The organism is Geodermatophilus amargosae (assembly GCF_900116515.1).
In the GTDB taxonomy this organism is placed as follows: Bacteria; Actinomycetota; Actinomycetes; order Mycobacteriales; family Geodermatophilaceae; genus Geodermatophilus; species Geodermatophilus amargosae.
Genome location: NZ_FPBA01000002.1, coordinates 55,188 through 77,326 on the forward strand (window position 1 = coordinate 55,188; position 22,139 = coordinate 77,326).

At 74.7% G+C, this 22,139-nt stretch carries 23 protein-coding genes and 2 tRNA genes; 9 read left to right on the plus strand and 16 right to left on the minus strand.

Going from position 1 to position 22,139, the window contains the following annotated elements:
• Positions 1-79 precede the first annotated feature (79 nt).
• From BM414_RS02905 to BM414_RS02925, 5 genes are all read right to left on the minus strand, one after another.
• Positions 80-277, minus strand: coding sequence for a hypothetical protein (locus tag BM414_RS02905; RefSeq protein WP_093577967.1), 198 nt, complete (start codon positions 275-277; stop codon positions 80-82).
• 92 nt (positions 278-369) lie between these two features.
• Positions 370-1,713, minus strand: coding sequence for an FGGY family carbohydrate kinase (locus BM414_RS02910; RefSeq protein ID WP_093577968.1), 1,344 nt, complete (start codon positions 1,711-1,713; stop codon positions 370-372).
• 2 nt (positions 1,714-1,715) lie between these two features.
• On the minus strand, positions 1,716-2,213 hold the full coding sequence (locus BM414_RS02915; protein ID WP_093577969.1) for an XdhC family protein: 498 nt from the start codon (positions 2,211-2,213) through the stop codon (positions 1,716-1,718).
• Entirely contained in the window at positions 2,210-2,995 is a 786-nt protein-coding gene (locus BM414_RS02920) for an alpha/beta fold hydrolase (protein ID WP_093577970.1), read from the minus strand. The genes BM414_RS02915 and BM414_RS02920 overlap by 4 nt, the downstream gene beginning before the upstream one ends.
• Positions 2,992-4,029 carry an aldo/keto reductase gene (locus BM414_RS02925; protein ID WP_093577971.1) on the minus strand — a complete coding sequence of 346 codons (1,038 nt, stop codon included), beginning with the start codon at positions 4,027-4,029 and terminating at the stop codon, positions 2,992-2,994. The genes BM414_RS02920 and BM414_RS02925 overlap by 4 nt, the downstream gene beginning before the upstream one ends.
• A gap of 99 nt (positions 4,030-4,128) precedes the next feature.
• On the opposite strand from BM414_RS02925, the gene BM414_RS29045 reads away from it, so the two are divergent.
• Positions 4,129-4,848 carry a hypothetical protein gene (locus BM414_RS29045; RefSeq protein WP_093577972.1) on the plus strand — a complete coding sequence of 240 codons (720 nt, stop codon included), beginning with the start codon at positions 4,129-4,131 and terminating at the stop codon, positions 4,846-4,848.
• Here BM414_RS29045 and BM414_RS30020 read toward each other — a convergent pair.
• Together BM414_RS30020 and BM414_RS02935 are read right to left on the minus strand one after the other, a co-directional pair.
• Positions 4,841-5,074, minus strand: a complete 234-nt coding sequence (locus BM414_RS30020; protein ID WP_217644513.1) for an alpha/beta fold hydrolase family protein — start codon at positions 5,072-5,074, stop codon at positions 4,841-4,843. The two genes, BM414_RS29045 and BM414_RS30020, sit on opposite strands and share 8 nt — an antisense overlap.
• Positions 5,075-5,083: 9 nt before the next feature.
• Positions 5,084-5,641 carry an alpha/beta fold hydrolase gene (locus tag BM414_RS02935; protein WP_217644518.1) on the minus strand — a complete coding sequence of 186 codons (558 nt, stop codon included), beginning with the start codon at positions 5,639-5,641 and terminating at the stop codon, positions 5,084-5,086.
• Positions 5,642-5,687: 46 nt separating this feature from the next.
• On the opposite strand from BM414_RS02935, the gene BM414_RS02940 reads away from it, so the two are divergent.
• Positions 5,688-7,130, plus strand: coding sequence for a cystathionine beta-synthase (locus tag BM414_RS02940; protein ID WP_217644520.1), 1,443 nt, complete (start codon positions 5,688-5,690; stop codon positions 7,128-7,130).
• Entirely contained in the window at positions 7,127-8,278 is a 1,152-nt protein-coding gene (locus tag BM414_RS02945; RefSeq protein ID WP_093577973.1) for a cystathionine gamma-synthase, read from the plus strand. Before BM414_RS02940 ends, BM414_RS02945 begins: the two co-directional genes overlap by 4 nt.
• 3 nt (positions 8,279-8,281) lie before the next feature.
• Here BM414_RS02945 and BM414_RS02950 read toward each other — a convergent pair whose 3' ends face one another.
• The 4 genes from BM414_RS02950 to BM414_RS02965 form a co-directional block, all read right to left on the minus strand.
• Positions 8,282-8,467 (minus strand): ferredoxin, encoded by a 186-nt coding sequence (locus BM414_RS02950; protein WP_093577974.1) that lies wholly within the window; start codon positions 8,465-8,467, stop codon positions 8,282-8,284.
• Positions 8,467-9,756 carry a cytochrome P450 gene (locus tag BM414_RS02955; protein WP_245784434.1) on the minus strand — a complete coding sequence of 430 codons (1,290 nt, stop codon included), beginning with the start codon at positions 9,754-9,756 and terminating at the stop codon, positions 8,467-8,469. Before BM414_RS02955 ends, BM414_RS02950 begins: the two co-directional genes overlap by 1 nt.
• Positions 9,757-9,852: 96 nt before the next feature.
• Entirely contained in the window at positions 9,853-10,131 is a 279-nt protein-coding gene (locus BM414_RS02960) for a GNAT family N-acetyltransferase (protein ID WP_175551395.1), read from the minus strand.
• A 98-nt stretch (positions 10,132-10,229) separates the two neighbouring features.
• A tRNA-Met gene (locus BM414_RS02965) sits at positions 10,230-10,303 on the minus strand.
• 128 nt (positions 10,304-10,431) lie between these two features.
• Between BM414_RS02965 and BM414_RS02970 the strand changes: the two genes are divergently transcribed.
• Together BM414_RS02970 and BM414_RS02975 are read left to right on the plus strand one after the other, a co-directional pair.
• Entirely contained in the window at positions 10,432-10,998 is a 567-nt protein-coding gene (locus BM414_RS02970; protein WP_175551396.1) for a hemerythrin domain-containing protein, read from the plus strand.
• A gap of 155 nt (positions 10,999-11,153) precedes the next feature.
• Positions 11,154-11,915, plus strand: coding sequence for an aspartate/glutamate racemase family protein (locus BM414_RS02975; protein ID WP_245784435.1), 762 nt, complete (start codon positions 11,154-11,156; stop codon positions 11,913-11,915).
• Positions 11,916-11,977: 62 nt separating this feature from the next.
• Here the strand turns inward: BM414_RS02975 and BM414_RS02980 are convergent.
• The 4 genes from BM414_RS02980 to BM414_RS02995 form a co-directional block, all read right to left on the minus strand.
• A tRNA-Met gene (locus BM414_RS02980) sits at positions 11,978-12,054 on the minus strand.
• 89 nt (positions 12,055-12,143) lie between these two features.
• Positions 12,144-13,808: a glucose-6-phosphate isomerase gene (pgi, locus tag BM414_RS02985; protein WP_093578335.1), complete on the minus strand. Its 1,665-nt coding sequence runs from the start codon at positions 13,806-13,808 to the stop codon at positions 12,144-12,146.
• A 139-nt stretch (positions 13,809-13,947) separates the two neighbouring features.
• Positions 13,948-16,917 carry a UPF0182 family membrane protein gene (locus BM414_RS02990; protein ID WP_245784436.1) on the minus strand — a complete coding sequence of 990 codons (2,970 nt, stop codon included), beginning with the start codon at positions 16,915-16,917 and terminating at the stop codon, positions 13,948-13,950.
• A 249-nt stretch (positions 16,918-17,166) separates the two neighbouring features.
• Positions 17,167-18,192 carry a YlbL family protein gene (locus BM414_RS02995; RefSeq protein WP_093577978.1) on the minus strand — a complete coding sequence of 342 codons (1,026 nt, stop codon included), beginning with the start codon at positions 18,190-18,192 and terminating at the stop codon, positions 17,167-17,169.
• 106 nt (positions 18,193-18,298) lie between these two features.
• Here BM414_RS02995 and BM414_RS03000 point away from each other — a divergent pair, with 106 nt between their 5' ends.
• Positions 18,299-19,678 carry a zinc-dependent metalloprotease gene (locus tag BM414_RS03000; protein WP_093577979.1) on the plus strand — a complete coding sequence of 460 codons (1,380 nt, stop codon included), beginning with the start codon at positions 18,299-18,301 and terminating at the stop codon, positions 19,676-19,678.
• Between the two features lie 133 nt (positions 19,679-19,811).
• Here the strand turns inward: BM414_RS03000 and BM414_RS03005 are convergent, their stop codons facing one another.
• Positions 19,812-20,393 (minus strand): M48 metallopeptidase family protein, encoded by a 582-nt coding sequence (locus BM414_RS03005; protein ID WP_175551397.1) that lies wholly within the window; start codon positions 20,391-20,393, stop codon positions 19,812-19,814.
• 370 nt (positions 20,394-20,763) lie between these two features.
• Between BM414_RS03005 and BM414_RS29050 the strand changes: the two genes are divergently transcribed.
• From BM414_RS29050 to BM414_RS30550, 3 genes are all read left to right on the plus strand, one after another.
• A complete protein-coding gene (locus BM414_RS29050) occupies positions 20,764-20,916 on the plus strand; it encodes a DUF5679 domain-containing protein (protein WP_012950213.1) in 153 nt (50 codons plus the stop codon).
• A 167-nt stretch (positions 20,917-21,083) separates the two neighbouring features.
• Positions 21,084-21,845, plus strand: a complete 762-nt coding sequence (locus BM414_RS03010; protein WP_245784437.1) for a ThiF family adenylyltransferase — start codon at positions 21,084-21,086, stop codon at positions 21,843-21,845.
• Entirely contained in the window at positions 21,842-22,135 is a 294-nt protein-coding gene (locus tag BM414_RS30550) for a hypothetical protein (protein ID WP_245784438.1), read from the plus strand. The genes BM414_RS03010 and BM414_RS30550 overlap by 4 nt, the downstream gene beginning before the upstream one ends.
• The last annotated feature ends 4 nt before the right edge of the window (positions 22,136-22,139 follow it).

A 22,139-nucleotide genomic window follows, 5' to 3' on the forward strand; every position in this document is an offset into this window, starting at 1 on the left:
GACGCAGACGGTGTAGGACGCAGACGACGACGGCCGCTCCCCGGCTCGGGAGGGGCCGCCGTCGGCCTGCCGTACGGGACTAGACCGCCGGGGGCGTGGTCCCGCCCGTCCCCGTGCCGCCACGGCCACCGGAGAACCGGCGGCGCGCGTCGTCGATCCGCGCCCGCGTCTTCGGGTCCTTCGCCATCTGCTGCGCCTTCGCGGACACCTGCCGCAGGGCCTGCTGGCCCTTGGGGCTGCGGGCGAACTGGGCCACCTTGTCGAACACCGACGCCATCTCGTGCGCCTCCTCTCGCCGGGACCCCGGGATGGGCCCCTCACCGGGATCAACGGTGCCCGGACCGGCGCCGTTCCATGCGGCTGGACCGGTCACGCCCGCGGCGTCACCGGCGGCTGGGGCGCCCGCCGCGGCTCCACGGGCAGGCCGACGCCCCGTCCGGCCAGCACCGCCGCGCCGACGGCCGACGCGCTGCGCAGCGGCAGGTACGCGACCGGCCGGCCGAGGGAGTCGGCGAGCACCTGCCGCACCAGTGGCGAGCGTCCCCCACCGCCGGTCAGCACGACGGGCCCGCCGGGCACCTCCCCGAGCAGCCCGGCCGCGGCGGCCACCGCGGACAGCACGCCCTCGACGGCGGCACGGGCGAGATCGGCGCGGGTCGTGCCGGCGCCCAGGCCGCTCCAGCCGGCGCGGTCACCGGGACCGGCCACGCCGCCGCGCTCGCCAGTGAGGAACGGCCGGAACACCGCTCCCCCGGCCCCGGGCGGCGACGTCGCGGCGAGCTCGAGCAGTTCTGCGGACCCGACGCCGAGCACGCCGGCCACCCACGTCCAGGCCGAGCCGCCGTTCCGCAGCGCGGCCATCGCGTACCAGCCGCACTCGGCGTCGGCGTAGCCGTGCACCGGCGGGTCGTCGGCGGGCGCGGGCGCCCACCCGGGGCGCAGCACCTGCGCCCCGGTGCCGAGGTTGACCTGCAGCCCGCCGGACGTCCCGGCCGCGAGCAGCGCCAGCGGGGTGTCCGCGCCGCCGACGACGACCGGCACCTCCGCGCCGCCGAGCACCGCCGTCCCGGCGACCTCCGCCGAGGGCCGCACCGCGGGCAGCAGCTCCGCCCGCACCCGCGCCGCGGCCCGCGCGGCGTCCGACCAGCCGTCGGCGACGACGTCCCAGAGCAGCGTGGCCGAGGCGTCGCTGCGGTCGGTGACCCGCGGGTCGGCGCCGGGCAGCAGCGTGGCCCGGAACGCGTCCTTGGGGAGCAGCACCGCGGCGGCGCGGTCGACGAGATCGGGACGGTGCGTGGCCAGCCAGGCCAGCACCGGCCCGGTCATCCCGGGGACCAGCGGGTTGGCCAGCGCGGCGCGCTCGCCGGCCGGCAGCGCCCGCCACCGGGCGACCTCCGCGGCGGCGCGCCCGTCGGGCCACAGCACCGCGGGCGCCAGGGCGGCGCCGGCGTCGTCGACGAGCACCGTGCCGTGCATCTGGCCCGACAGACCCAGCCCGGCCACCGGCCGACCGCCCAGCGCGGGCAGCAGCCGGGCCAGCGCGTCGTCGAACGCCGCGCGCCAGGTGCCGACCGCGCACTCGGCCCAGCCCTCCCGCGGGCTGTCCACCGCGTAGCCGGCCTCGGTCCCGGCGACCGTGCCGCCGTCCTCCCCCAGCGCGACGAGCTTGAGTCCGCTGGTGCCCAGGTCCGCGCCGAGCAGGACGCCGGACACCGTCAGCGGCCGTGCGGGGCGCCGGACCGGCCGTTGCGGTCGGCCAGCAGCCCGGCGAGTGTGCTCAGCGCGATCTCGGCCGGAGTGCGCGAGCCGATGTCCAGCCCGATCGGCCGGTGCACCCGGGCCACCTCCTCGGGCGGGACGCCGAGCGCGGCCAGCGCCGCCACGTGCGGGCCCTCGTGCCGCGGGTTGCCCATGACGCCCACCCAGCGCACCGGCCGGGCCAGCGCGTCGCGCAGCACCTCGCCGAGCTCCGGCCGGTGGTGGTCGGTGACCACGACGTCGGCGTCGGACAGGTCCTCGGGGAGGTCGTCGAACGCCAGGACACCGGCTCCGCGGGCGGGGTCGGGGTCGAGCAGCACGATGCGGAAGCCGAGCTCGGGCGAACACCGCAGCAGCACCCCGGCCACCGGGGAGTCGAACACCGCCACCAGCACCCGGCCGGCCGGCTGCTCGGCGGCCAGCCCGTGCGCGACGCCGCAGGCCGGGTCGGTCACGGCTCCCCCAGGAAGTCGACGAGCGCCGCGGCGAAAGCCGGCGCCCGGAGCGCGGTCGTGTGGTCACCGGGGACGACGGCCACCCGGGCACCCGGGATGGCAGCGGCGAGCGTCTCGGGGCGGGCCGCGAGCGGATCGGCATCGCCGGCGAGGACCAGGGTGGGCGCCGTGACGGCGGCCAGGTCGGCACTCCTGGTGTGCACCGCGCGGGCGTGCGCGGCCAGGGCGCGCCGGTCGGCGCCGAGCGCGTCGGCGATCCGGCGGAAGGCGAGTGCGGTGGGGTGGCGCACGCCGGCGACGTCGGCCGCCTCGAGCGCGGCGGCCAGCTCGGCCATCAGGACGGCGTGGTGGCGGGCACCGCCGGGCTCGACGAACGCGGCACCGGCGCCACCGACGACCAGCCGGCGCACCCTCCGGTCGGCGACCGCGACCAGCATCGCGACCGTCGCGCCCATCGAGTAGCCGGCCAGGTCGAAGGAGTCGTGGCCCAGCGCGTCGGCCACCCGGCGCAGGTCGTCGGCCATCCGGAGCTCGCCGTAGGCGGCGGGGTCGTGCGGCTTGTCCGACCTCCCGTGCCCGCGGGCGTCGACGCCGACGACCTGCCGCCCGGCCGACAGCAGGACCGCGACCGTCCCGGTGCCCACCCAGTTGAGCCGGGTGTCCGCGACGAAGCCGTGCTGGAGGTAGACCGGTGGGAGCTCCCCGGGGTCCCCCCACCGGTGGACCGCGACCTCGACGCCGTCGGCGCCGGGCACCCGCAGGGCCGCCAGGGACGCGGTCACGAGGTGCGCTCGGGGCTGTCGCCGTAGGCATAGCCGGCGTCGGCGTACCGGCCACCGACGGCGACCCCCGGCGGGGCGATCTCGCCCAGCCGGGTCAGGTCCTCCGCGGTGAGCTCCACGGCGAGCGCGCCGGCGTTCTCCTCCAGGTAGGACCGCCGCTTGGTGCCGGGGATGGGGACGACGTCGTCGCCCTGGGCGAGCACCCAGGCCAGCGCGAGCTGCCCGGGCGTGCAGCCCTTCCCGGCCGCCAGGTCCCGGACGGCCTCGACCAGGCGCAGGTTCGCCGCGAACGCCTCGCCGGTGAAGCGCGGGTGGGTGCGCCGCCAGTCGTCCTCGGCGATGTCCTCGGGGCCGGTGATGGCGCCGGTGAGGAAGCCGCGGCCGAGCGGGCTGAACGGCACGATCCCGATCCCGGCCTCCCGTGCGGCGCCGAGGACGGCGTCTCCGCCCGCCCCACCACCCCCGCTGCCCTCCAGGTCCCGGGTCCACAGCGACCACTCACTCTGCAGCGCCGCGATCGGGTGCACGGCCACCGCCCGCCGGACGGAGGCGGCCGAGGCCTCGGACAGCCCCAGGTACCGGACCTTGCCCTGCTGCACGAGCTCGGCCATCGCGCCGACGGTGTCCTCGATCGGCACCCGCGGGTCGACCCGGTGCTGGTAGTAGAGGTCGATGACGTCGACCCCGAGCCGGCGCAGGCTGGCCTCGGCGCATGCCCGCACGTTCTCGGGCCGGCCGTCGATGTCCATGCCCCCGCGGTCGTTGCTGCGCAGCGAGAACTTCGTCGCGAGCTGGACCTCGTCGCGCCGGGCGCGGATCGCCTCGCCGACCAGTTCCTCGTTGTGGCCGTCGCCGTAGACGTCGGAGGTGTCGAGGAAGGTCACGCCGAGGTCGAGAGCCCGGTGCACGGTGGCGATCGACTCGTCGCGGTCGGCGGCGCCGTACATCTGGCTCATGCCCATGCAGCCCAGGCCGAGCGCGGAGACCGTCAGGCCGTTCCGGCCGAGCGTGCGGGTAGCGGCGGGAGAGGTCATGTCGGCATCCTCGTCCCGGCGGGAGCGGACCCGCCACCGGCCGTTTCCGGACCGCAGGCCCGGGTAGCCGCCCCGGGCAGCAACCCTCCTGGAGGACCCATGAGCGCGCGCCCCGCCCGCCGCACGGCCCGACTGCTCGGCCTCACCAGTCTCGGTCTCGGGACCTCGATGCTGGTGTCCCCCACCGGCGTCGCCCGCTTCGCCGGGGTCGACGACTCCCCGGTCGCCGTGCCCGTCATCACCGCCGTCGGGGCGCGGGAGCTGGCGCACGCCGCCGGCCTGCTCGCCGGCCGGCCCGGCTGGGCGTGGACCCGCGTCCTCGGCGACGCGGTCGACCTCACCGCCATGAGCGTCGCGCTGTCCAACCGCCGGGGCGCGCGGGAGCAGCAGCTGCGCAACGTCCTCGTCGGCGCCTCCGCGCTGGCCCTGCTCGACCTGCTGACGGCGCTGCGCTCGCGGCGCCGGAGGACCCCGGTGCCGTCCAGTGACGCCCGCCCGGGCGGCACCGGCCTGGTGGCGCCGCTCATCGACGTCCGCCCGGCGCTGGCCGGCGAGCCCCGGCGTCCGGTCGTCCCGGCGTCGGTCGCCGCCACCTCGGACGTGCGTGCGTCGGACGCCCTGGCCCCGGAGGACGCGACGCGGGAGACCGCGACCCCCGACACCCTGACCTCGGACATCCTGACCCCGGGCACCACGGCCCCGGCCACCCCGGTCCCGGCCACCCCGGTCCCGGCCACCACAACGCCGGACACCACGACGCCGGACACCACGACGTCCGACATCGCCGCGGGCGAGCGAGGCGGCCCCGCCGTCAGCTGACGGGGAGGAAGCCGTCCACGACGGTCGCCAGCTCCGGAGCCGAGGCGATGTCGTAGTGGGTGCGCCCGGGCAGGATGGCCAGCTGCGACGCCGGCCGGCCCGATCCGTCCCACCCGGCGTCGCGCAGCCCGCCGCCCAGCAGTGCGAAGAACTCCGCGGCGTGCGCCGACGGGATGCTGTCGGCGTCGCCGTAGACCAGGAGCACCGGCGCCGAGATCGCGCGCACGTCCTCGCGTCAGTCGTACGGGGTGCGCAGCAGGTGGCCGGTCTTGTCCATCAGTGCGGGGAACGCCCCGACGTCGGGCGCCACGGCGGCGTAGGCGGCGTACATCGGGGACTGGCGCATCCACTCGAACCCGGCGCTGCTGACGCCGGCCATCCCCTCGAGGACGTCGGGCAGCCACCCCTCGCGGCGGCACGGCGCGGAGACGACGACCAGCCGGCGCACGACCTCCGGGTGCCGCACCGTCGCACGCTGCACGACGCCGCCGCCGAGGGAGTAGCCCAGCAGGTCGGCCGGCCCGAGGTCGAGGTGGCCGATCAGCGCCGCGACGTCGTCGCCGAGGGGCCGGTCGACGTCGGCGGTGTGCCCGTGGCCCTGCAACTCGACGGCGACCACCCGGCGGCGCGCAGCCAGCCGCTCGAGGACGTCGCCGAACACCGTCGTCACGCCGAAGCCGCCGTGGACGACGACCAGCGGCGTGCCGCCCTCCCCCATGCTGCGCCAGTACATCCGCACGCCCCCGGTCACCGGCGCGTGCCCCTCGTCGACCCGCAGGTCCGTCGTCGTCATGCGGGTAGGACGGCGCGGGCGACCGGAACTCACCGGTGGTGGTGGGATGGGACGGAACACGGCGCCCACCCCGGGTGCCGGCGAGGAGGTCCGCGTGCAGTACGCCGAGTCCGTCGTCGACCTGATCGGCGGCACCCCGCTGGTCCGGCTGTCGAGCGTCACCGCCGACCTCGGCCCGGACGCACCCCTGGTGCTGGCCAAGGTCGAGTACATGAACCCGGGTGGGTCGGTGAAGGACCGCATCGCCGTGCGCATGGTCGACGACGCCGAGGCCAGCGGGGCCCTGCGGCCGGGCGGGACCATCGTGGAGCCGACCAGCGGCAACACCGGCGTCGGCCTGGCGCTGGTCGCCCAGCAGCGCGGTTACTCGTGCGTCTTCGTGTGCCCCGACAAGGTCAGCCAGGACAAGGTCAACACGCTGCGGGCCTACGGCGCCGAGGTCGTGGTCTGCCCCACCGCCGTCGACCCGGCCGACCCGCGGTCCTACTACTCGGTGTCCGACCGGCTGGCCCGCGAGACCCCGGGCGGCTGGAAGCCCGACCAGTACGCCAACCCGGCCAACCCGCGCTCGCACTACGAGACCACCGGCCCGGAGATCTGGGAGCAGACCGAGGGCCGGGTGACCTGCTTCGTCACCGGCGTCGGCACCGGCGGCACGATCAGCGGCATCGGCCGCTACCTCAAGGAGGTGAGCGACGGCCGGGTGCGGGTGGTCGGCGTCGACCCCGAGGGCTCGGTCTACTCCGGCGGCACCGGCCGGCCCTACCTCGTCGAGGGCGTCGGCGAGGACTTCTGGCCCGACGCCTACGACCGCTCGGTCGCCGACGACATCGTCGCCGTCACCGACGCCGACTCCTTCCGCATGACCCGGCGGCTGGCCCGCGAGGAGGGCCTGCTGGTCGGCGGCTCCTGCGGCATGGCCGTCGTCGGCGCGCTGCGCGCGGCCGAGCAGCTCGGTCCCGACGACGTCGTGGTGGTGCTGCTGCCCGACGGCGGCCGCGGCTACCTGAACAAGATCTTCAACGACCGCTGGATGGCCGACTACGGCTTCCTCGACGTCACCACGGGCGAGACCGTGGGCGAGCTGCTGGAGGCCAAGTCACGCGAGGGGGCCGGCGCGACACCGGTGCTCGTGCACACCCACCCCAACGAGACGGTCCGCGACGCCATCGACATCCTGCGCGAGTACGGGGTCAGCCAGATGCCCGTCGTCCGCGCCGAACCGCCGGTGACCGCCGGGGAGGTGGTCGGGTCGGTCGACGAGAAGGTGCTGCTCGACGCGCTGTTCGCCGGCCGGGCCTCGCTGTCCGACCGCGTGGAGAAGCACATGTCGGATCCGCTGCCGATCATCGGCTCGGGTGAGCCGGTGAGCGCCGCGGTGGCCGAGTTCGGCGAGGCCGACGCACTCGTCGTGCACGTCGACGGCAAGCCCGCCGGGGTCGTCACCCGGCAGGACGTCCTCGGCCACCTCGCGGGGGTGACCCGGTGAGCGGCCCCTCCTCCTCCGGCTTCGACACCCGGGCGATCCACGCCGGGCAGGACCCGAACCCGGCCACCGGCGACGTCGTCGTCCCGCTGCACCTGGCCACGACGTTCAAGCAGGACGGCGTCGGCGGGCTGCGCGACGGCTACGAGTACGCCCGCAGCGGCAACCCGACGCGCACCGCGCTGCAGGACCTGCTCGCCTCGCTCGAGGAGGGAGTCGCGGGCCTGGCGTTCGCCTCCGGACTGGCCGCCGAGGACACGCTGCTGCGCACCGTCTGCGAGCCGGGCAGCCACGTCGTCCTCGGCGGGGACGCCTACGGCGGCACGTTCCGGCTCATCTCGCGGGTGGCGTCGCGCTGGGGCGTCGAGCACACGCCGGCCGACCTCAACGACGCCGACGCCCTCCGCGCGGCGATCCGGCCGGAGACGCGGGTCGTGTGGTGCGAGACGCCGACCAACCCGCTGCTCAACATCGCCGACATCGCACGCACCGCCGAGATCGCGCACGACGCCGGCGCGCTGCTCGTCGTCGACAACACCTTCGCCTCGCCGTACCTGCAGCGGCCGCTGACCCTGGGCGCCGACGTCGTCGTGCACTCCACGACGAAGTACCTCGGCGGGCACTCCGACGTCGTGGGCGGGGCGCTGGTCGTCGGCGACGGGGACCTCGCCGAGCAGCTGGCCTACCACCAGAACGCGATGGGGGCGGTCTCCGGCCCGCTGTCGGACTGGCTGGTGGTGCGCGGCATCAAGACCCTCGGCGTGCGGATGGACCGGCACCAGGCCAACGCCGCCCGGATCGCGGAGTACCTCCTCGCCTCGCCCGCGGTCTCGCGCGTCCTCTACCCCGGCCTGCCCGAGCACCCCGGCCACGAGATCGCGATGAAGCAGATGTCCGGCTTCGGCGGGATGCTGTCGTTCCGGCTGGCCGATGGCGAGGAGGCCGCGCTGCGGGCGTGCGAGCGCTTCGGGCTGTTCACGCTGGCCGAGTCGCTCGGCGGCGTCGAGTCGCTGGTGGAGCACCCGCACCGGATGACCCACGCCAGCGCCGCGGGCTCGCCGTTGGAGGTCCCGGCCGACCTGGTCCGGCTCTCGGTGGGCATCGAGGACGTCGACGACCTGCTCGCCGACCTGGAGCAGGCCCTGGGCTGACCCTCAGTCCTCCAGCGACAAAGCCCGGGTCGGGCACTGCTGCGCGGCCTGCCGGACGGCGTCCTCGTCGTCCGGCTCGGCCTGGAGCACCCGCACCGCGCCGTCGTCGTCGACCTCGAAGACGTCGGGAGCGAGCACCTCGCACGCGCCCGAGCCGACGCACAGCTCGCGGTCGACGGTGACCCGCATCAGCGGGTCCCGCCGATCCGGGCCGGCAGCCGCTTGAGGCCGTTGACGAACGACGACGCCAGCCGGTGCGGTGGGCCGGTCACCTCGAGGTCGGGCAGCTGCTCGAAGACCGCGCGGAAGGTGACCTGCAGCTCGCGGCGGGCCAGGTGCGCGCCCAGGCAGAAGTGTGGGCCCTTGGAGCCGAAGCCGACGTGCGGGTTGGGGTCGCGGCCGACGTCGAAGCGCTGCGGGTCGGCGAAGACCTCGGGGTCGCGGTTGGCGGCGTTGTAGAAGAGCAGGAACTTCTCGCCCGCGGTGAAGCGGTGGCCGCCGACCTCGCCGTCCTGCGTCGCGGTGCGGCGCATCCAGGTGACCGGGCTGACCCAGCGCACGACCTCCTCGACGCCGGTGCGGTCCAGGGACGGGTCGGCGGCCCACCGCGCCCGCTCCTGCGGCCACTCCTCGAGCGCCAGCAGGCCCTGCGAGATGGCGTTGCGGGTGGTCTCGTTGCCGGCCACCAGCAGCAGGATGAAGAACGACGCGATCTCCTGGTGCGAGAGGCGCTCGCCGTCGACCTCGTACCGGACCAGCGCCGTGGTCAGGTCGTCCCGCGGGTCGGCCAGCCGCTCGGCCGCCAGCCGCTCCATCAGCGTGGCCATCTCCATGCCGGCGGTGAGGAAGGCGGTGAGCGGGTCGTCGTTCTCGATCAGCTCCGGGTCGCCGCCGCTGAGGACGATGTTCGAGTTGGCCAGCACGCCCGGCCGGTCGGCCTCGGGGACGCCCATCATGTCGCAGATGACCCGCAGCGGGATCGGCGCGGCGAGGTCGGCGACGACGTCGATCGCACCGTCGTCCGCCTCCGCCGTGGCCCGGGCCCGCGCCAGGACGTCGTCGACGATCGTGCGCACCGAGTCCAGCGTCCGCTCGAGCATCCGCGGGGTGAAGGTCTTCGAGACGATCCGGCGGATCTTGGCGTGCCGCGGGTCGTCCATGCTGATCAGCGAACCGTAGAACTCGTGGAGCTCGGCCGGGACGTCCTGCATCGACACCGCGCCCTTGCCGGAGCAGAACACCGCCGGCTGCGAGCTGATCGCCTCGAGGTCGGCGTAGCGGGTGACCGCGTGGTAGCCGGGGCCGGCCGGGATGCCGGGGATCTCGGGCTCGGCGAAGAAGGCGAAGGGCCGCTCCGCCCGCAGCCGGTCCAGCGCCGCGTGCCGCTCGGCCGGCGGGCGCACCCACCACTCACGGTCGGACAGGTCCACGGTCGCCAGATCGACGTCCGCCGGCGGGATCGGGGCCTCGACGCTCACGGTCGACCTCCTCGTCAACGGTCAGCTGTGACCGTCAACCTAGAGAGGCCGCCGTGTGGTGGGCAACACACCCCGGGCGCGTCGCCGGCCGGCCGGTCACACGTCGCTGCGGTCGACCAGGTCGCCGTACTCGGGGTGGCGCTCGATCCAGCCACGCACGAACGAGCAGCGGGGCACCACCCGCTCCCCGCGCGACCGGACGTCGTCCAGAGCGGCGCGCACGAGCTTCCCGCCCAGCCCGGAACCCTCGGCGTCGGGGTCGATCTCGGTGTGGGTGAACACCACCTGGTCGCCGCGACGGCTGTAGGCGGCCAACCCCAGGAGGCGGTCGCCGTCGCGGATCTCGTAACGCTCGGCCTCGGGGGCGTCCTGCACGGTCGGCTCCATGACGTCGGCCAACGGCAGGAGACGCCGGAGTGTTCCACCGGCACGACGAGGGCCCCGGAGCATGTGCTCCGGGGCCCTCGTGCCAGTAGCGGGGACAGGATTCGAACCTGTGACCTCTGGGTTATGAGCCCAGCGAGCTACCGAGCTGCTCCACCCCGCGTCGGTAACTCCGACTGTACACGCCCGCACCGGGGTGCTGCCGCGGGGGTGGGCGGCCGGTCGCCCGGGTACGACAGGCCGTGCCGGGGAGCAGGTCCCGGCGGCACCTCGTACCCCGGGGAGCGACCGATGACCGCGAGCACCGACGACCGGGACGTCGTCGACGTCCTGACCACCGACCACCACGAGGTCCTCGACCTGGTCGGCCGGATACCGACCGCCGAAGCCGCCGCGCGGCGCGACATGGCCGACACCGTGATCGCCGAGCTGATGCGGCACTCCGTGGCCGAGGAGATGTACGTCTACCCGGCGATGCGCGAGCACCTGCCCGGCGGCGAGGCCGCCGTCCAGGACGACATCGAGGAGCACCAGCAGCTCGTCGAGGTGATGAAGGAGCTGGAGGACGTCGACTCGGCCGACCCCCGCTTCCTCGAGGTCCTCGGCCGGCTCGAGGGGGTGCTCCGCCACCACGTCTCCGACGAGGAGACCGAGCAGTTCCCCCAGCTGCGGGCCAGGCTGCCGCGCGAGCAGCTGGTCGAGATCGGCCGGAAGGTGGAGACGGCGAAGAAGGCCGCCCCCACCCGCCCGCACCCGTCCGCACCGCACAGCGCGCTGTTCCACAAGACGCTGGGCCCCGGCGTCGGGATGGTCGACCGCCTGCGCGACGCGCTGACCGGCCGGTCGCGCAACACCTGACCGCCGGGGCGGGGACGCACCGGACCCGGCCCTCCCGTGGGAGGACCGGGTCCGATCCCTGCGCGGCGTCGCGGCAGCACCCCTCGACCTCCGGCCTGCGGGACACGATGATCACCGGCGCCGAGTCCGCCCCTGCCCCTCCGGAGGACGCCCCCGTGTCGCACCCGTCCCCGCCCGCCGGCCACGGCCCGGACCAGAGCCCGGCGCCCCGTCAGCGGGTGGTCGGCATGCTCGGCGGGATGAGCTGGGAGTCCACCGCCGAGTACTACCGGCTGGCCAACGAGCTGGTCCGCGAGCGGCTCGGTGGACTGCACTCGGCACGGCTGCTGCTCGCCTCCGTGGACTTCGCCGAGATCGAACGCCTGCAGGTCGCCGGCGAGTGGGACCGCGCCGGGCAGGTCCTGGCTGCGGAGGCGGCGCGGCTGCAGGCGGCCGGGGCCGAGCTCCTGGTGCTCTGCACCAACACGATGCACCGCGTGGCCGACCAGGTGCAGGCCGCGGTGGACGTCCCGCTGCTGCACCTGGCCGACGCGACCGCTGCCGCCGTGCACGCCGCCGGGCTGTCCACGGTCGGACTGCTGGGCACCGCGTTCACGATGGAGCAGGCGTTCTACCGGGACCGGCTGGCCGGGCGCGGCCTGCGCGTGCTGGTGCCCGACGCCGCCGACCGGGCCGAGGTCCACCGGGTGATCTACGACGAGCTGTGCCTCGGCGTCGTGCGGCCGGAGTCCCGCGAGGCGTACCGGCAGGTCATCGGGCGGCTCGTGGACGCCGGCGCGCAGGGTGTGGTCCTCGGCTGCACCGAGATCGAGCTCCTCGTCGGCGCCGAGGACAGTCCCGTCCCGGTCTTCCCGACCACGAGGCTGCACGTGGAGGCGGCGGTCACCGCCGCGCTCGAGGGTGTGCCGGTCGGCTGACCCGAGTCCTCCCCGGGAGACGACGATGGCCCCCACAGGGATCTGTGAGGGCCATCGTCCGGTGGTAGCGGGGGCAGGATTCGAACCTGCGACCTCTGGGTTATGAGCCCAGCGAGCTACCGAGCTGCTCCACCCCGCGTCGGTGAAGCCGACTCTACACGCCTCCCGCGCGGCGTCGACGCGGGGCCGCGGTCCGACGCGGTCCGACGGGGTCCGCGGCGGCGCTGCCTAGGCCGGGCGGCCGCGGCCCTCCCGCAGCAGCCGCACCAGCGCGTTGGTCGAGGAGTCCGAGTCGTAGTCCGGCGCGCCCTCGCTCTGCAGCTTCGGCGCCAGCTCGTTGGCCATCACCTTGCCCAGCTCGACGCCCCACTGGTCGAAGCTGTTGATCCCCCAGACGACGCCCTGGGTGAAGACGCGGTGCTCGTAGGCGGCGACCAGCTGGCCCAGCGTCGACGGGGTCAGCTCCGGGGCCACGATCGCGTTGGACGGGTGGTTGCCCGGCATGACCTTGTGCGGCACCACGTCCGGCGCCGTCCCGTCGGCGGCCACCTCCTCGGCCGTCCGCCCGAAGGCCAGCGCCCGGGGCTGGGCGAGGAAGTTCGACAGGAACAGGTCGTGCATGCCGTCGAGGTCCCTGTCATGGGCGAGATCGTTGGGCCGGACGAAGGCGAGGAAGTCCGCCGGTACGAGCACCGTGCCCTGGTGCAGCAGCTGGTAGAAGGCGTGCTGACCGTTGGTGCCCGGCTCGCCCCAGACGATCTCCCCCGTCGCGACGTCGACCGGTGACCCGTCCAGCCGCACCGACTTGCCGTTGGACTCCATGCACAGCTGCTGCAGGTAGGCCGGGAAGCGGGCGAGGTACTGCGCGTAGGGCAGCACCGCCTGGGTCCGGGTCCCGAAGAAGTCGATGTACCAGACGCTGATCAGCCCGAGCAGCGCCGGCAGGTTCTCCTCCCACGGCGCGGTCCGGAAGTGCTCGTCCACGGTGTGGAACCCGTCGAGCATCTCGCGGTAGCGCTCCGGCCCGATGGCGACCATCAGGGAGAGGCCGATCGCGGCCGTGAACGAGTACCGCCCGCCGACCCAGTCCCAGAACCCGAACATGTTCTCGGTGTCGATGCCGAAGTCGGCGACCTTCTCCGCGTTGGTCGACACGGCGGCGAAGTGCTTGGCGACCGCGGCCTCGTCGCCGCCCAGCCCCTCCAGCAGCCAGCGCCGGGCCTCGCGGGCGTTGGTGAGGGTCTCCTGGGTGGTGAAGGTCTTCGACGCGACGATGAACAGCGTGCTGGCCGGGTCCAGGTCGCGGGTGGCCTCGGCGAGGTCGGTGGGGTCGATGTTGGAGACGAACCGGAAGGTGATCGACCGGTCGGAGTAGTCGCGCAGGGCCTGGTAGGCCATCGCCGGGCCGAGGTCGGAGCCGCCGATGCCGATGTTGACCACCGCCCGGATCCGCTCGCCGGTGTGCCCGGTCCAGTGGCCGCCGCGGACCCGGTCGGCGAACGACGCCATCCGGTCCAGCACCTCGTGCACCTCGGCGTTGACGTCGCGTCCGTCGACGACCAGCCCGCTGGTGGCCGGGTCACGCAGCGCGACGTGCAGGACGGCGCGGTCCTCCGTGGTGTTGACGTGCTCCCCGCGGAACATCGCCTCCGTGCGCTCGCGCAGCCCCGCGGCGTCGGCGAGCGCGGCCAGCAGCCGGACCGTCTCGCGGGTCAGCCGGTTCTTCGAGTAGTCGAGGCGGAGGTCGCCGGCGGTGACCACCAGGTCGGTGCCCCGCTCCGGGTCCTCCGCAAAAAGATCCCGCAGGTGGCGGTCCCTGATCTGGCCGTGGTGCTCGGCCAGGGCCTGCCACTGCGGGGTCTCGCTGATCCGCTGGTCTCCTCCTGCGCGCATCCGCCCACCCTGGCGCACGGGCGGCTCCGCGGCCACGGAAGCCCGGAGCTCCCCTCCGCCGGGCCGCTGGACCTCGGTCGCAGCGGACCCCGGCCCTCCTCGAGGAGGGTCGGGGTCCGGACTGCTGTGCCCTCGGGCTTCAACCGGTGGGCTCGGCCGGTGCCGCGGCGCCACCCTTGGCCGCCTCGTAGGCCTCGGCGGCCCGCTGCAGGTCCTCCAGCGCCTGACCCTGCGCTGCGAAGTCGCCGTTGCGCTGCGCGTCCTCCAGCCGCTGCAGGGCGGCGTCGAGGTCCTGGACGGCCTGGTCCAGCGTCGGATCGGACCCGGTGCCGCCGTCGGCCGGCGGCGGGGTCGGCTCCGTGGGCGTGGTCGGCTCCGTCGGCGGCGTCGGCTCCTCGGTGTCCGGGGTGGTGCCGGCGTCGTCGGAGTCGGTGGCGGTGGCGCCCGCCCCGGCCCCGAAGACCAGGTCCAGCGCCTCGGACAGGGTGTCGGCGTAGCCGACCCGGCCGCCGTAGTTGACCAGCACCTTGCGCAGCAGCGGGAAGGAGTTCTCCCCCGTCCCCTGCACGTACAGCGGTTGCACGTACAGCAGGCCGTTGCCGCCGATCGGCAGGGTCAGCAGGTTCCCGAACACCGCCCGGGAGTCCCTGCTGTTGAACAGCGTCAGGTCCTGCGCGACCTCGTCGTCGGTGTTGAACGACTGCTGCACCTGCTGCGGCCCGCGGAAGGGCGTGTTCCCCGGCAGGCGGAGCACCTGGATCTGGCCGTAGGTGTCCGGGTCGCTCGACGCGGAGATGAACGCCGAGAGGTTCTGCCGCCGGAACGCGTTGAGCGCGCTGGTCAGCTGGAACGTCGCGCCTGCCTCGTTCGGACGCGCGGCGAGGATGTAGTACGGCGGCTGCGCCTCCTCGGTCTGCGTGTCCTGCGTCGGGTCCGACGGCACCGCCCAGCGGTCGTTCTGGCTGTAGAAGTCGCTGGGGTTGGCCACGTGATAGCGGGTGAGGATGTCGCGCTGCAGCTTGAACAGGTCCTCGGGGTAGCGCACGTGGGCGATGAGCTCGTCGCTCATGTCGGACTTCGGCTGGACGGTCCCGGGGAACGCGGCCTGGTAGGCCTGCAGCACCGGGTCCTCCACGTCCCACTCGTACAGGGTCACGGTGCCGTCCTCGGCATCCACCGTGGCCTTGACCGAGTTGCGGATGTAGTTGAACTGCTCGTTGGGCAGCGCCGAGGTCCCCTGCCCGGTGAGCGCGTCGGCCGCGGCCTCGCCGAGCTCCATCCGCTCGCTGTAGGGATAGGCGTCCGACGTCGTGTAGCCGTCGAGGATCCAGGTCACCCGGCCGCCGATGACCGCCGGGTACGGGTCGCCGTCGACCTCGAGGAACGGTGCGGCCTTCTCCACCCGCTCGCGCGGGTCGCGGACGTAGAGCACCTTCGAGGCGTCGTTGACCGCACCGGAGAGCAGGAAGTTGCGCTCCCGGTAGTAGATGGCGAACGTCAACTGCCGGAAGAAGCTGCCGATCGCGACGCCGCCCTCGCCGTCGTAGGTGTTGTTGACCTCGCCCTCGGAGCCGTCCTCGGGCCGGTCGAACTCGCGCGCGTCGGCGCCCTCGGGCGCCCCGACGACGGAGTAGTTGTCGTTGCCGATCAGCTCGCCGTAGTAGATGCGGCCCTGCTCGACCTCGATGTCGCCGGTGGTGGGCAGGTCGCGGCTGGTGAAGTTCGGCTCGCCACCCTCCGCGCCGGTGACCACCTGGTTGGCCGGCGCGGCCACGAAGCCGTTGCCGTGCGTGTAGACGGTGTGCCGGTTGATCCAGGTGTCCTGGTTCTCCGACAGGCTGTCGCTGTCGAGCTCACGGACGGCGACGACGTAGTCGCGGGTCTCGCCGTTGATCGTGTAGCGGTCGATGTCGAGCTTCTCCGGGAAGCCGTAGACGTTGCGGATCTGCTGGCGCGCGGTGAACGTCCCGGCCAGCACGTTGGGGTCGAGCAGCCGGGCGTTCGGGATCGTCGCGTCGTCGGCCCGCAGCTGGGCGAGCGCGGCGTCGGTGTCGACGTCGTCGCCGGTGGCCTCCTCGGCGAAGTCGGTGTACTCGACCTCGCTGAGGCCGTAGGCGTCGCGGGTCGAGGCGATGGCCCGCTCGATGTAGTCGGCCTCGCGCTCGTTGGCGCTCGGGCGCACGACGAACTGCTGCACGATGGCCGGGTAGGCGACGCCGATGACCAGGCTGGACAGCAGCAGCAGGACCAGTGCGGCGGCCGGCAGCCGGAAGTTGCGGACGACGACGTTGGCGAAGAACGCGACGGCACAGAAGGCCGCGGCGAACACCAGGATCGTCTTGGCCGGTAGCAGCGCGTTGACGTCGGTGTAGCTCGCGCCGCTGAACAGCTCGCCGCGGTCGGAGTAGACCAGCTCGTAGCGGTCGAACCAGTAGGCGAGCGCCTTGAGCGCCACGAACAGGCCCAGCAGCACCGACAGCTGGACCATCGCCGCGCCGGTGAGCTTCTGCCCCGGCGTCTGCAGCCGCAGCCCGCCGAACACGTAGTGGGTGAGCAGCGAGCCGATCAGCGACAGCAGCACGATCGCGAAGCCGAAGCTCAGCAGCAGCCGGTAGAAGGGGTACTCGAAGACGAAGAAGGACAGGTCCAGGCCGAACTGCGGATCGGTGTCCCCGAAGGGCACCGAGTTCCGGAAGGTCAGCCAGGTCTGCCAGCTGCCCTGCGCGGTGAACCCGGCGAACAGGCCGACGACGACGGCGACGGCGCTGAGCACCAGCGTGCGGCGGGGCTCCAGCGACTGCCGGTAGCGCTCCAGGTTCTGCTGTTCCAGCGACATCGGCCGGAACGCCGGCCGGAACCGGTAGGCGAGGTAGATCGCCAGCGCGGTCAGTCCGCCGGTGGCCACGCCGGCCACCGCGAACAGCAGCGCGCGCGTCTGGAGCTCGGTCCAGAACACCTCGGTGTAGCCGGTCTCGTCGAACCAGAGGTAGTCGACGTAGACGTTGGTCAGCGTCCCGATGGCCGTGAACAGCACCAGCAGCACGGCGATGGACCCGATGACCACCTTCGCGCGCCGCGACAGCGTCGGCACGGACACGGGGGGCCTCATGGCCACGAGCGGTCTCCTTCAGTTGCAGGTGCGGCGGGCACCGGGGTGCGCCGTCGCGGTATGGCGACCGCGGGCGGTCGTACGTGAGCGCGGGACGGTCTGCGTCGGCTCGGGCGCCGGGCCGGCACAGGACCATCCGGTGTCGCCCTTGCCAACGCTCGGCACGGCACCGGGTTCCCCGGCGACCCGGTGCTGGCCGACAGCTTCCTCCAAGCCGACGGGTGTGCGCCCGCACGGCCCCCCGGGCGGTCAGCAGCCGGCAGGGGTGCGGCCCTCCCGGACGTCCTCCAGCGCGGTCAGCGCGTCGTCGAGCGTGCCCACCCGGGCGAGGGTCAGCCCGGTGGCCGGTGAGCCGAGGGCGTCGGCGCAGTTGTCGGCCGGGACGAGGAAGAGCTCGGCGCCGATCTCCTGGGCGGCGACCATCTTCAGCTGGATGCCGCCGACCGGGCCGACCGTGCCCTCGGGGGCGATCGTGCCGCTGCCGGCCACCACGGCGCCCTCGGTCAGGTCGGTGTCGCCGACCAGGTCGAGGATGCCGAGCGAGAGCATGAGCCCGGCCGAGGGGCCTCCGACGTCGGCCACGTCGATGTCGACGTCGAAGGGCGCCGAGGGCTGCTCGCGGACCGTGACGCCGAGCACGGAGCCCTCCCGGTCCGGGGCGTCCCCGGCGGTGACGGTGGCTGTGCCCGGCTGCCCGAGCCGGGTGTAGGCCACCTGCACGGACGAGCCGGCCGGGATGGCGGTGAGGACGGCGGCCAGCGTGGCCGAGTCCGGTGTCGGCTGCCCGTCCACGGACTCGATCGCGTCGTTCTCCTCGAGCAGCCCGTCCGAGGGCGAGTCGTCGCCGGCGATGCCGCGGACGACGACCTTCACCGGGTAGCCGAGCTCGCCGAGTGCCGCGGCCTCGGCCGACTCCTCGGAGGTGAGGAAGGCCTGCCGGTTGGCCTGCTCGATCTCCTCCTCGGTCCGGTCCGGCGGGTACACCGACTCCTCGGGCACCACGCTCACCTCGTCGTCGAACCAGCCGCGGACCGCCTCCACCAGGCTCAGCCCCGCCCGGCCGACGCCGACCGTGGTCAGGTTCAGGTTCCCGTCGACGTCGTTGCGGTCGCGGCCGCGGACGGTGATGACGGGGTCGCCGTCGATGTCGCCGAGGGTGTTGAAGGTGGGGCCGGGCACCTGGGCGACGTAGGGCACGGGCAGGGCCGCGCCGAGGATCCCGGCGACCAGGAGCAGCACCACACCGACGGCGAGGACGGCGATCCGACGGGTCACGACCGGCCACTCTAGGTGGGGTCGGGGCCCGGCACGTCCGCCGAGAGCGGACAGGACCGGCCCCGATCCGTCCGCTCCGGCGTGATCACGCGTCTACCGTGGGGGCATGAGCGACGTGCCGTTCGGCTTCGGGCCTCCCGACCGCGACCCGGAGCGCCGGGACCAGCCGGGCTCGGGTGACCCGTTCGGCTTCGGGGCCCTGTTCGGGTTCGGTGGCCCGGGCGGCGCCGGGGGCGGCAGCCCGGAGGACCTGCTGGGCAAGATGCCGCTGTTCGCCGAGCTGCAGAAGCTCATGAACTGGTCGGGCGGACCGGTCAACTGGGACCTCGCCCGCCAGGGCGCGATCAGCTCGCTGGCCACCGGCACGCAGCCGACGTCGGAGGCCGAGCGGGGCGCCGTCGCCGAGGCGCTGCGCCTGGCCGACCTGTGGCTCGACCAGGTCACCGACCTGCCCTCCGGCGCCGACCGGCCGCTGGCCTGGTCGCGGGTCGAGTGGATCGAGCAGACGCTGCCGGCCTGGAGCGCGCTCATCGACCCGCTGGCCGAGAAGGTCGTGGCCGCGATGACCGCCGCGCTGCCGCAGGAGGCCATGGCGATGGCCGGCCCGCTGGCCGGGATCATGGGCCAGATGGGCGGGCTGATGTTCGGCGCCCAGGTCGGCCAGGCCCTCGGCCGGCTGGCCGGTGAGGTGGTCACCGGCACCGAGGTCGGCCTGCCGCTGGCGCCGGCCGGGTCGGCGGTGCTCGTCCCGCAGAACGTCGCGAGCTTCGCCGAGGGCCTCGACCGCCCCGCCGACGAGGTCCGCCTCTTCCTCGCGCTGCGCGAGGCCGCCTCGCTGCGGCTGTTCGCGCACGTGCCGTGGCTGCGCCAGCAGCTGCACGACGCCGTCCACGCCTACGCCCGCGGCATCACCATCGACCGCGAGGCGATCGAGCGCGGCCTCACCGACGCCATGGGCTCGATGGAGGGCGGTTTCGACCCGTCCAACCCCGAGGCCATCCAGGAGCTGCTCGGCAGCGGCCTGCTGGAGCCGGAGGAGACCCCGGAGCAGCAGATGGCGCTGCGCCGGCTGGAGACCCTGCTCGCGCTGGTCGAGGGCTGGATCGACGCCGTCGTGGCCGCGGCCGCCGGTGAGCGGCTGCCCGGGCACGGGGCGCTGGCCGAGACCATGCGCCGCCGTCGCGCCTCCGGCGGGCCGGCCGAGCAGACCTTCGCCACGCTGGTGGGCCTGCAGCTGCGCCCGCGCCGGCTGCGCGACGCCGCGACCGTCTGGGGCGCGATGGCGCAGCGCTACGGCACGGCCGAGCGCGACCGCCTGTGGTCGCACCCGGACCTGCTGCCGACGTCGGACGACCTCGACGAGCCGATGGACTTCGTGGCCCGCCAGGGTGTCGACGACGAGCTGCGTGCGCTCACCGCCGAGGCGGAGGACGCCGGCACGGACACGGACACCACCCCGCCGGACGACGACTCCCCGGCTCGCTGAGGACGCCCTGCGAGGCGCCGCGAGGAGTGGGGGCCGGAGGCTCCCGCGATCGAGTGGCGGGAACGGCTCCGTGCACGTCGGGGACGGCACCTGGCCGCGGTGTCGGCCGGTAGGCCGACGAGGTGAGCAGTGCTCAGTCCACGAGGTCGCCGTCGTCCCCGCCGGCGCCGTCGGCGCGGACGGACTCCACGCCCTCGAGGAAGCCGCGGGCCCGCTCGGCGCGCGGGTAGCGGGCGACCAGCGCCCAGAAGCGGGCGTCGTGGCTGGGCTCGATCAGGTGCGCCAGCTCGTGGACGAGCACGTAGTCGACGACGTACTCCGGCATCGACCGCAGCCGGCTCGACAGCCGGATGCTGCCGTCGGCCGGGGTGCACGAGCCCCAGCGGCGCTGCTGGTTGCCCACCCACCGCACGCTGGCCGGCTGCGGGACGCCGTCGAGGTGGGCGGCCGACAGCGCCCGCGCCCGGCCCATGAGCTCCTCGTCGCCGCCCAGCGACCTGCGGCGGCGCTCCTCTCGGGTCTGCAGCTTGGCCACCATCTGGGCCACCCAGCGCCGCTCCTCGGCGGGGGTGAAGGCCGCCGGGATGAGCACGACCGTCCGCCCGGACTCCTGGTACGCGGTCACCGTCCGACGGCGGCGCGCACTGCGGCGCACCTCCACCGGCCCGCTCGTCGAGAGGGGGCCGCGCGAGGAGTCGGAGGTCGAACCGGGCACGGGACGACCGTAGCCACCGGCGGTCGCCGACGCGCCCGGGGGCGCCACCCGCTCGGGTACGAGTCGCACGGACGGTGGACAGCCGGCGCGCGCGCCGGGGGGCGGTCCGTCCACAACCGCCCGGGGAGCATCCCCGCAGGTGACGGCCGTGCGACGTGCGCATGACGGCCGGGTGGCCGACGGCCCCTCCCCCGGCTGCGCACAGGGACACGCCGACGGGTCCCCACCGTCTCCACAGGCCTGTCCACAGGCTGTGGGAACCACGTCCCCGGAGGTCCCCCGGCCGCTCCGAGCGGACGGCACGGTCCGGGTAGCGTTCCGCGAAGGACGGCGCTCGCAGGGGTGCCGAGCAGCCGAGGGAGGAGGCACCGTGGCGGAGAGCTACAACGGTTACTGCGTGAAGTGCAAGGAGAAGCGGGACTTCGACGGCGAGGTCAAGGTCAGCGAGTCCGGCCGCCGTATGGCCCAGGGCACCTGCCCGGTCTGCGGCACCAAGATGAACCGGATCCTCGGCAAGGCCTGAACGAGAACCCTCCTGCCCCCACCGCTCGGGCACCCGCGGCGGGACCCTGCAGGAGCCAGAACGCCCGACGGCGGCGTCCCCCACGGCGGGGCGCCGCCGTCGTGGTCCCCGGGTACGCCTGTGGACGACGACAGCGGGGCCGGGTGCGCTGCTGCCACCCTGCCCGGGTGTCCGACACCGCCCACCCCCTCCTGCCCCCGGGCACGCCGCTGCTGCGCCGCGCCACCGACGCCGTCCAGGTCGGCGGGGTCGACGGCGGGGACGGAGTCCTGGTGGGGCCGGCCCCGGGCGCGGTGACCGAGCTGCTGCGGGGCCTCGACGGCCGGCGCACGCAGGGGGCCGTGCTCGCCGACGCCGCCGGTGCCGGCCTGGAGCCCCGCTCGGTCGCCGCCCTGCTCGACCACCTGCGGGTGACCGGAGCGCTGGTGGACCTCGACGCCGCCGACCTGCTGGCCGCCGACGCCGGACCGGCTGCTGCGGCCCGCACCGCCGCCGAGGTGCCTGCCGCCCGCGATCCGGACGGCGCGGTGCGCTGGCACGCCCGGCGCCGCGCGTGCGTGGTGGTCGAGGGCGCGACCCGGGTCGGTGTCCCCGTGGCCACGCTGCTCGCCGCCAGCGGCGTGGGCCGGGTCAGCGTCCGCGACGAGGGCGTGGCCACCGCGGGCGACACCGTCGCCGGAGGGCTGACCGCGGCCGACGAGGGCCGCCCCAGGACGCTCGCCGCCGCCGACGCCGTCCGCCGCGCGAGCCCGCTCACCGACCTGCGCCCGCTGCCGCCGGGCACCACTCCCGACCTCGTCGTCCTCGCCCGACCGTGGGGAGCCTCCGACCCGCTCCTCGCCGGGCTGCACGACGCCGGCGTCACGCACCTGGTGGCCGCCGTCCGCGGGGACACCGGCGTCGTCGGGCCCTGGTGGTGCCCGGCGTGACCAGCTGCCTGCGCTGCGCCGACCTGCGCCGCCGCGACGCCGATCCGCACTGGCCGGTGCTCGCCGCCCAGCTCACCGCGGCCGACGCACCGGGCGGGTCCACGCTCACCTGCTGGGCGACGGCGCTGGTCGCGGCCCAGCAGGTCCTGGCCTACCTCGACGGCAGCGGCAGCCCCGCGGCGCTCTCGGCGTCGGTGGAGCTGTGCCCACCGGGGCTCGTCCCGCGGCTGCGCCGCTGGCCACCGCACCCGTCCTGCGGGTGCACGGGCGCCGCCCGCCCCTCCGGGTGACGGC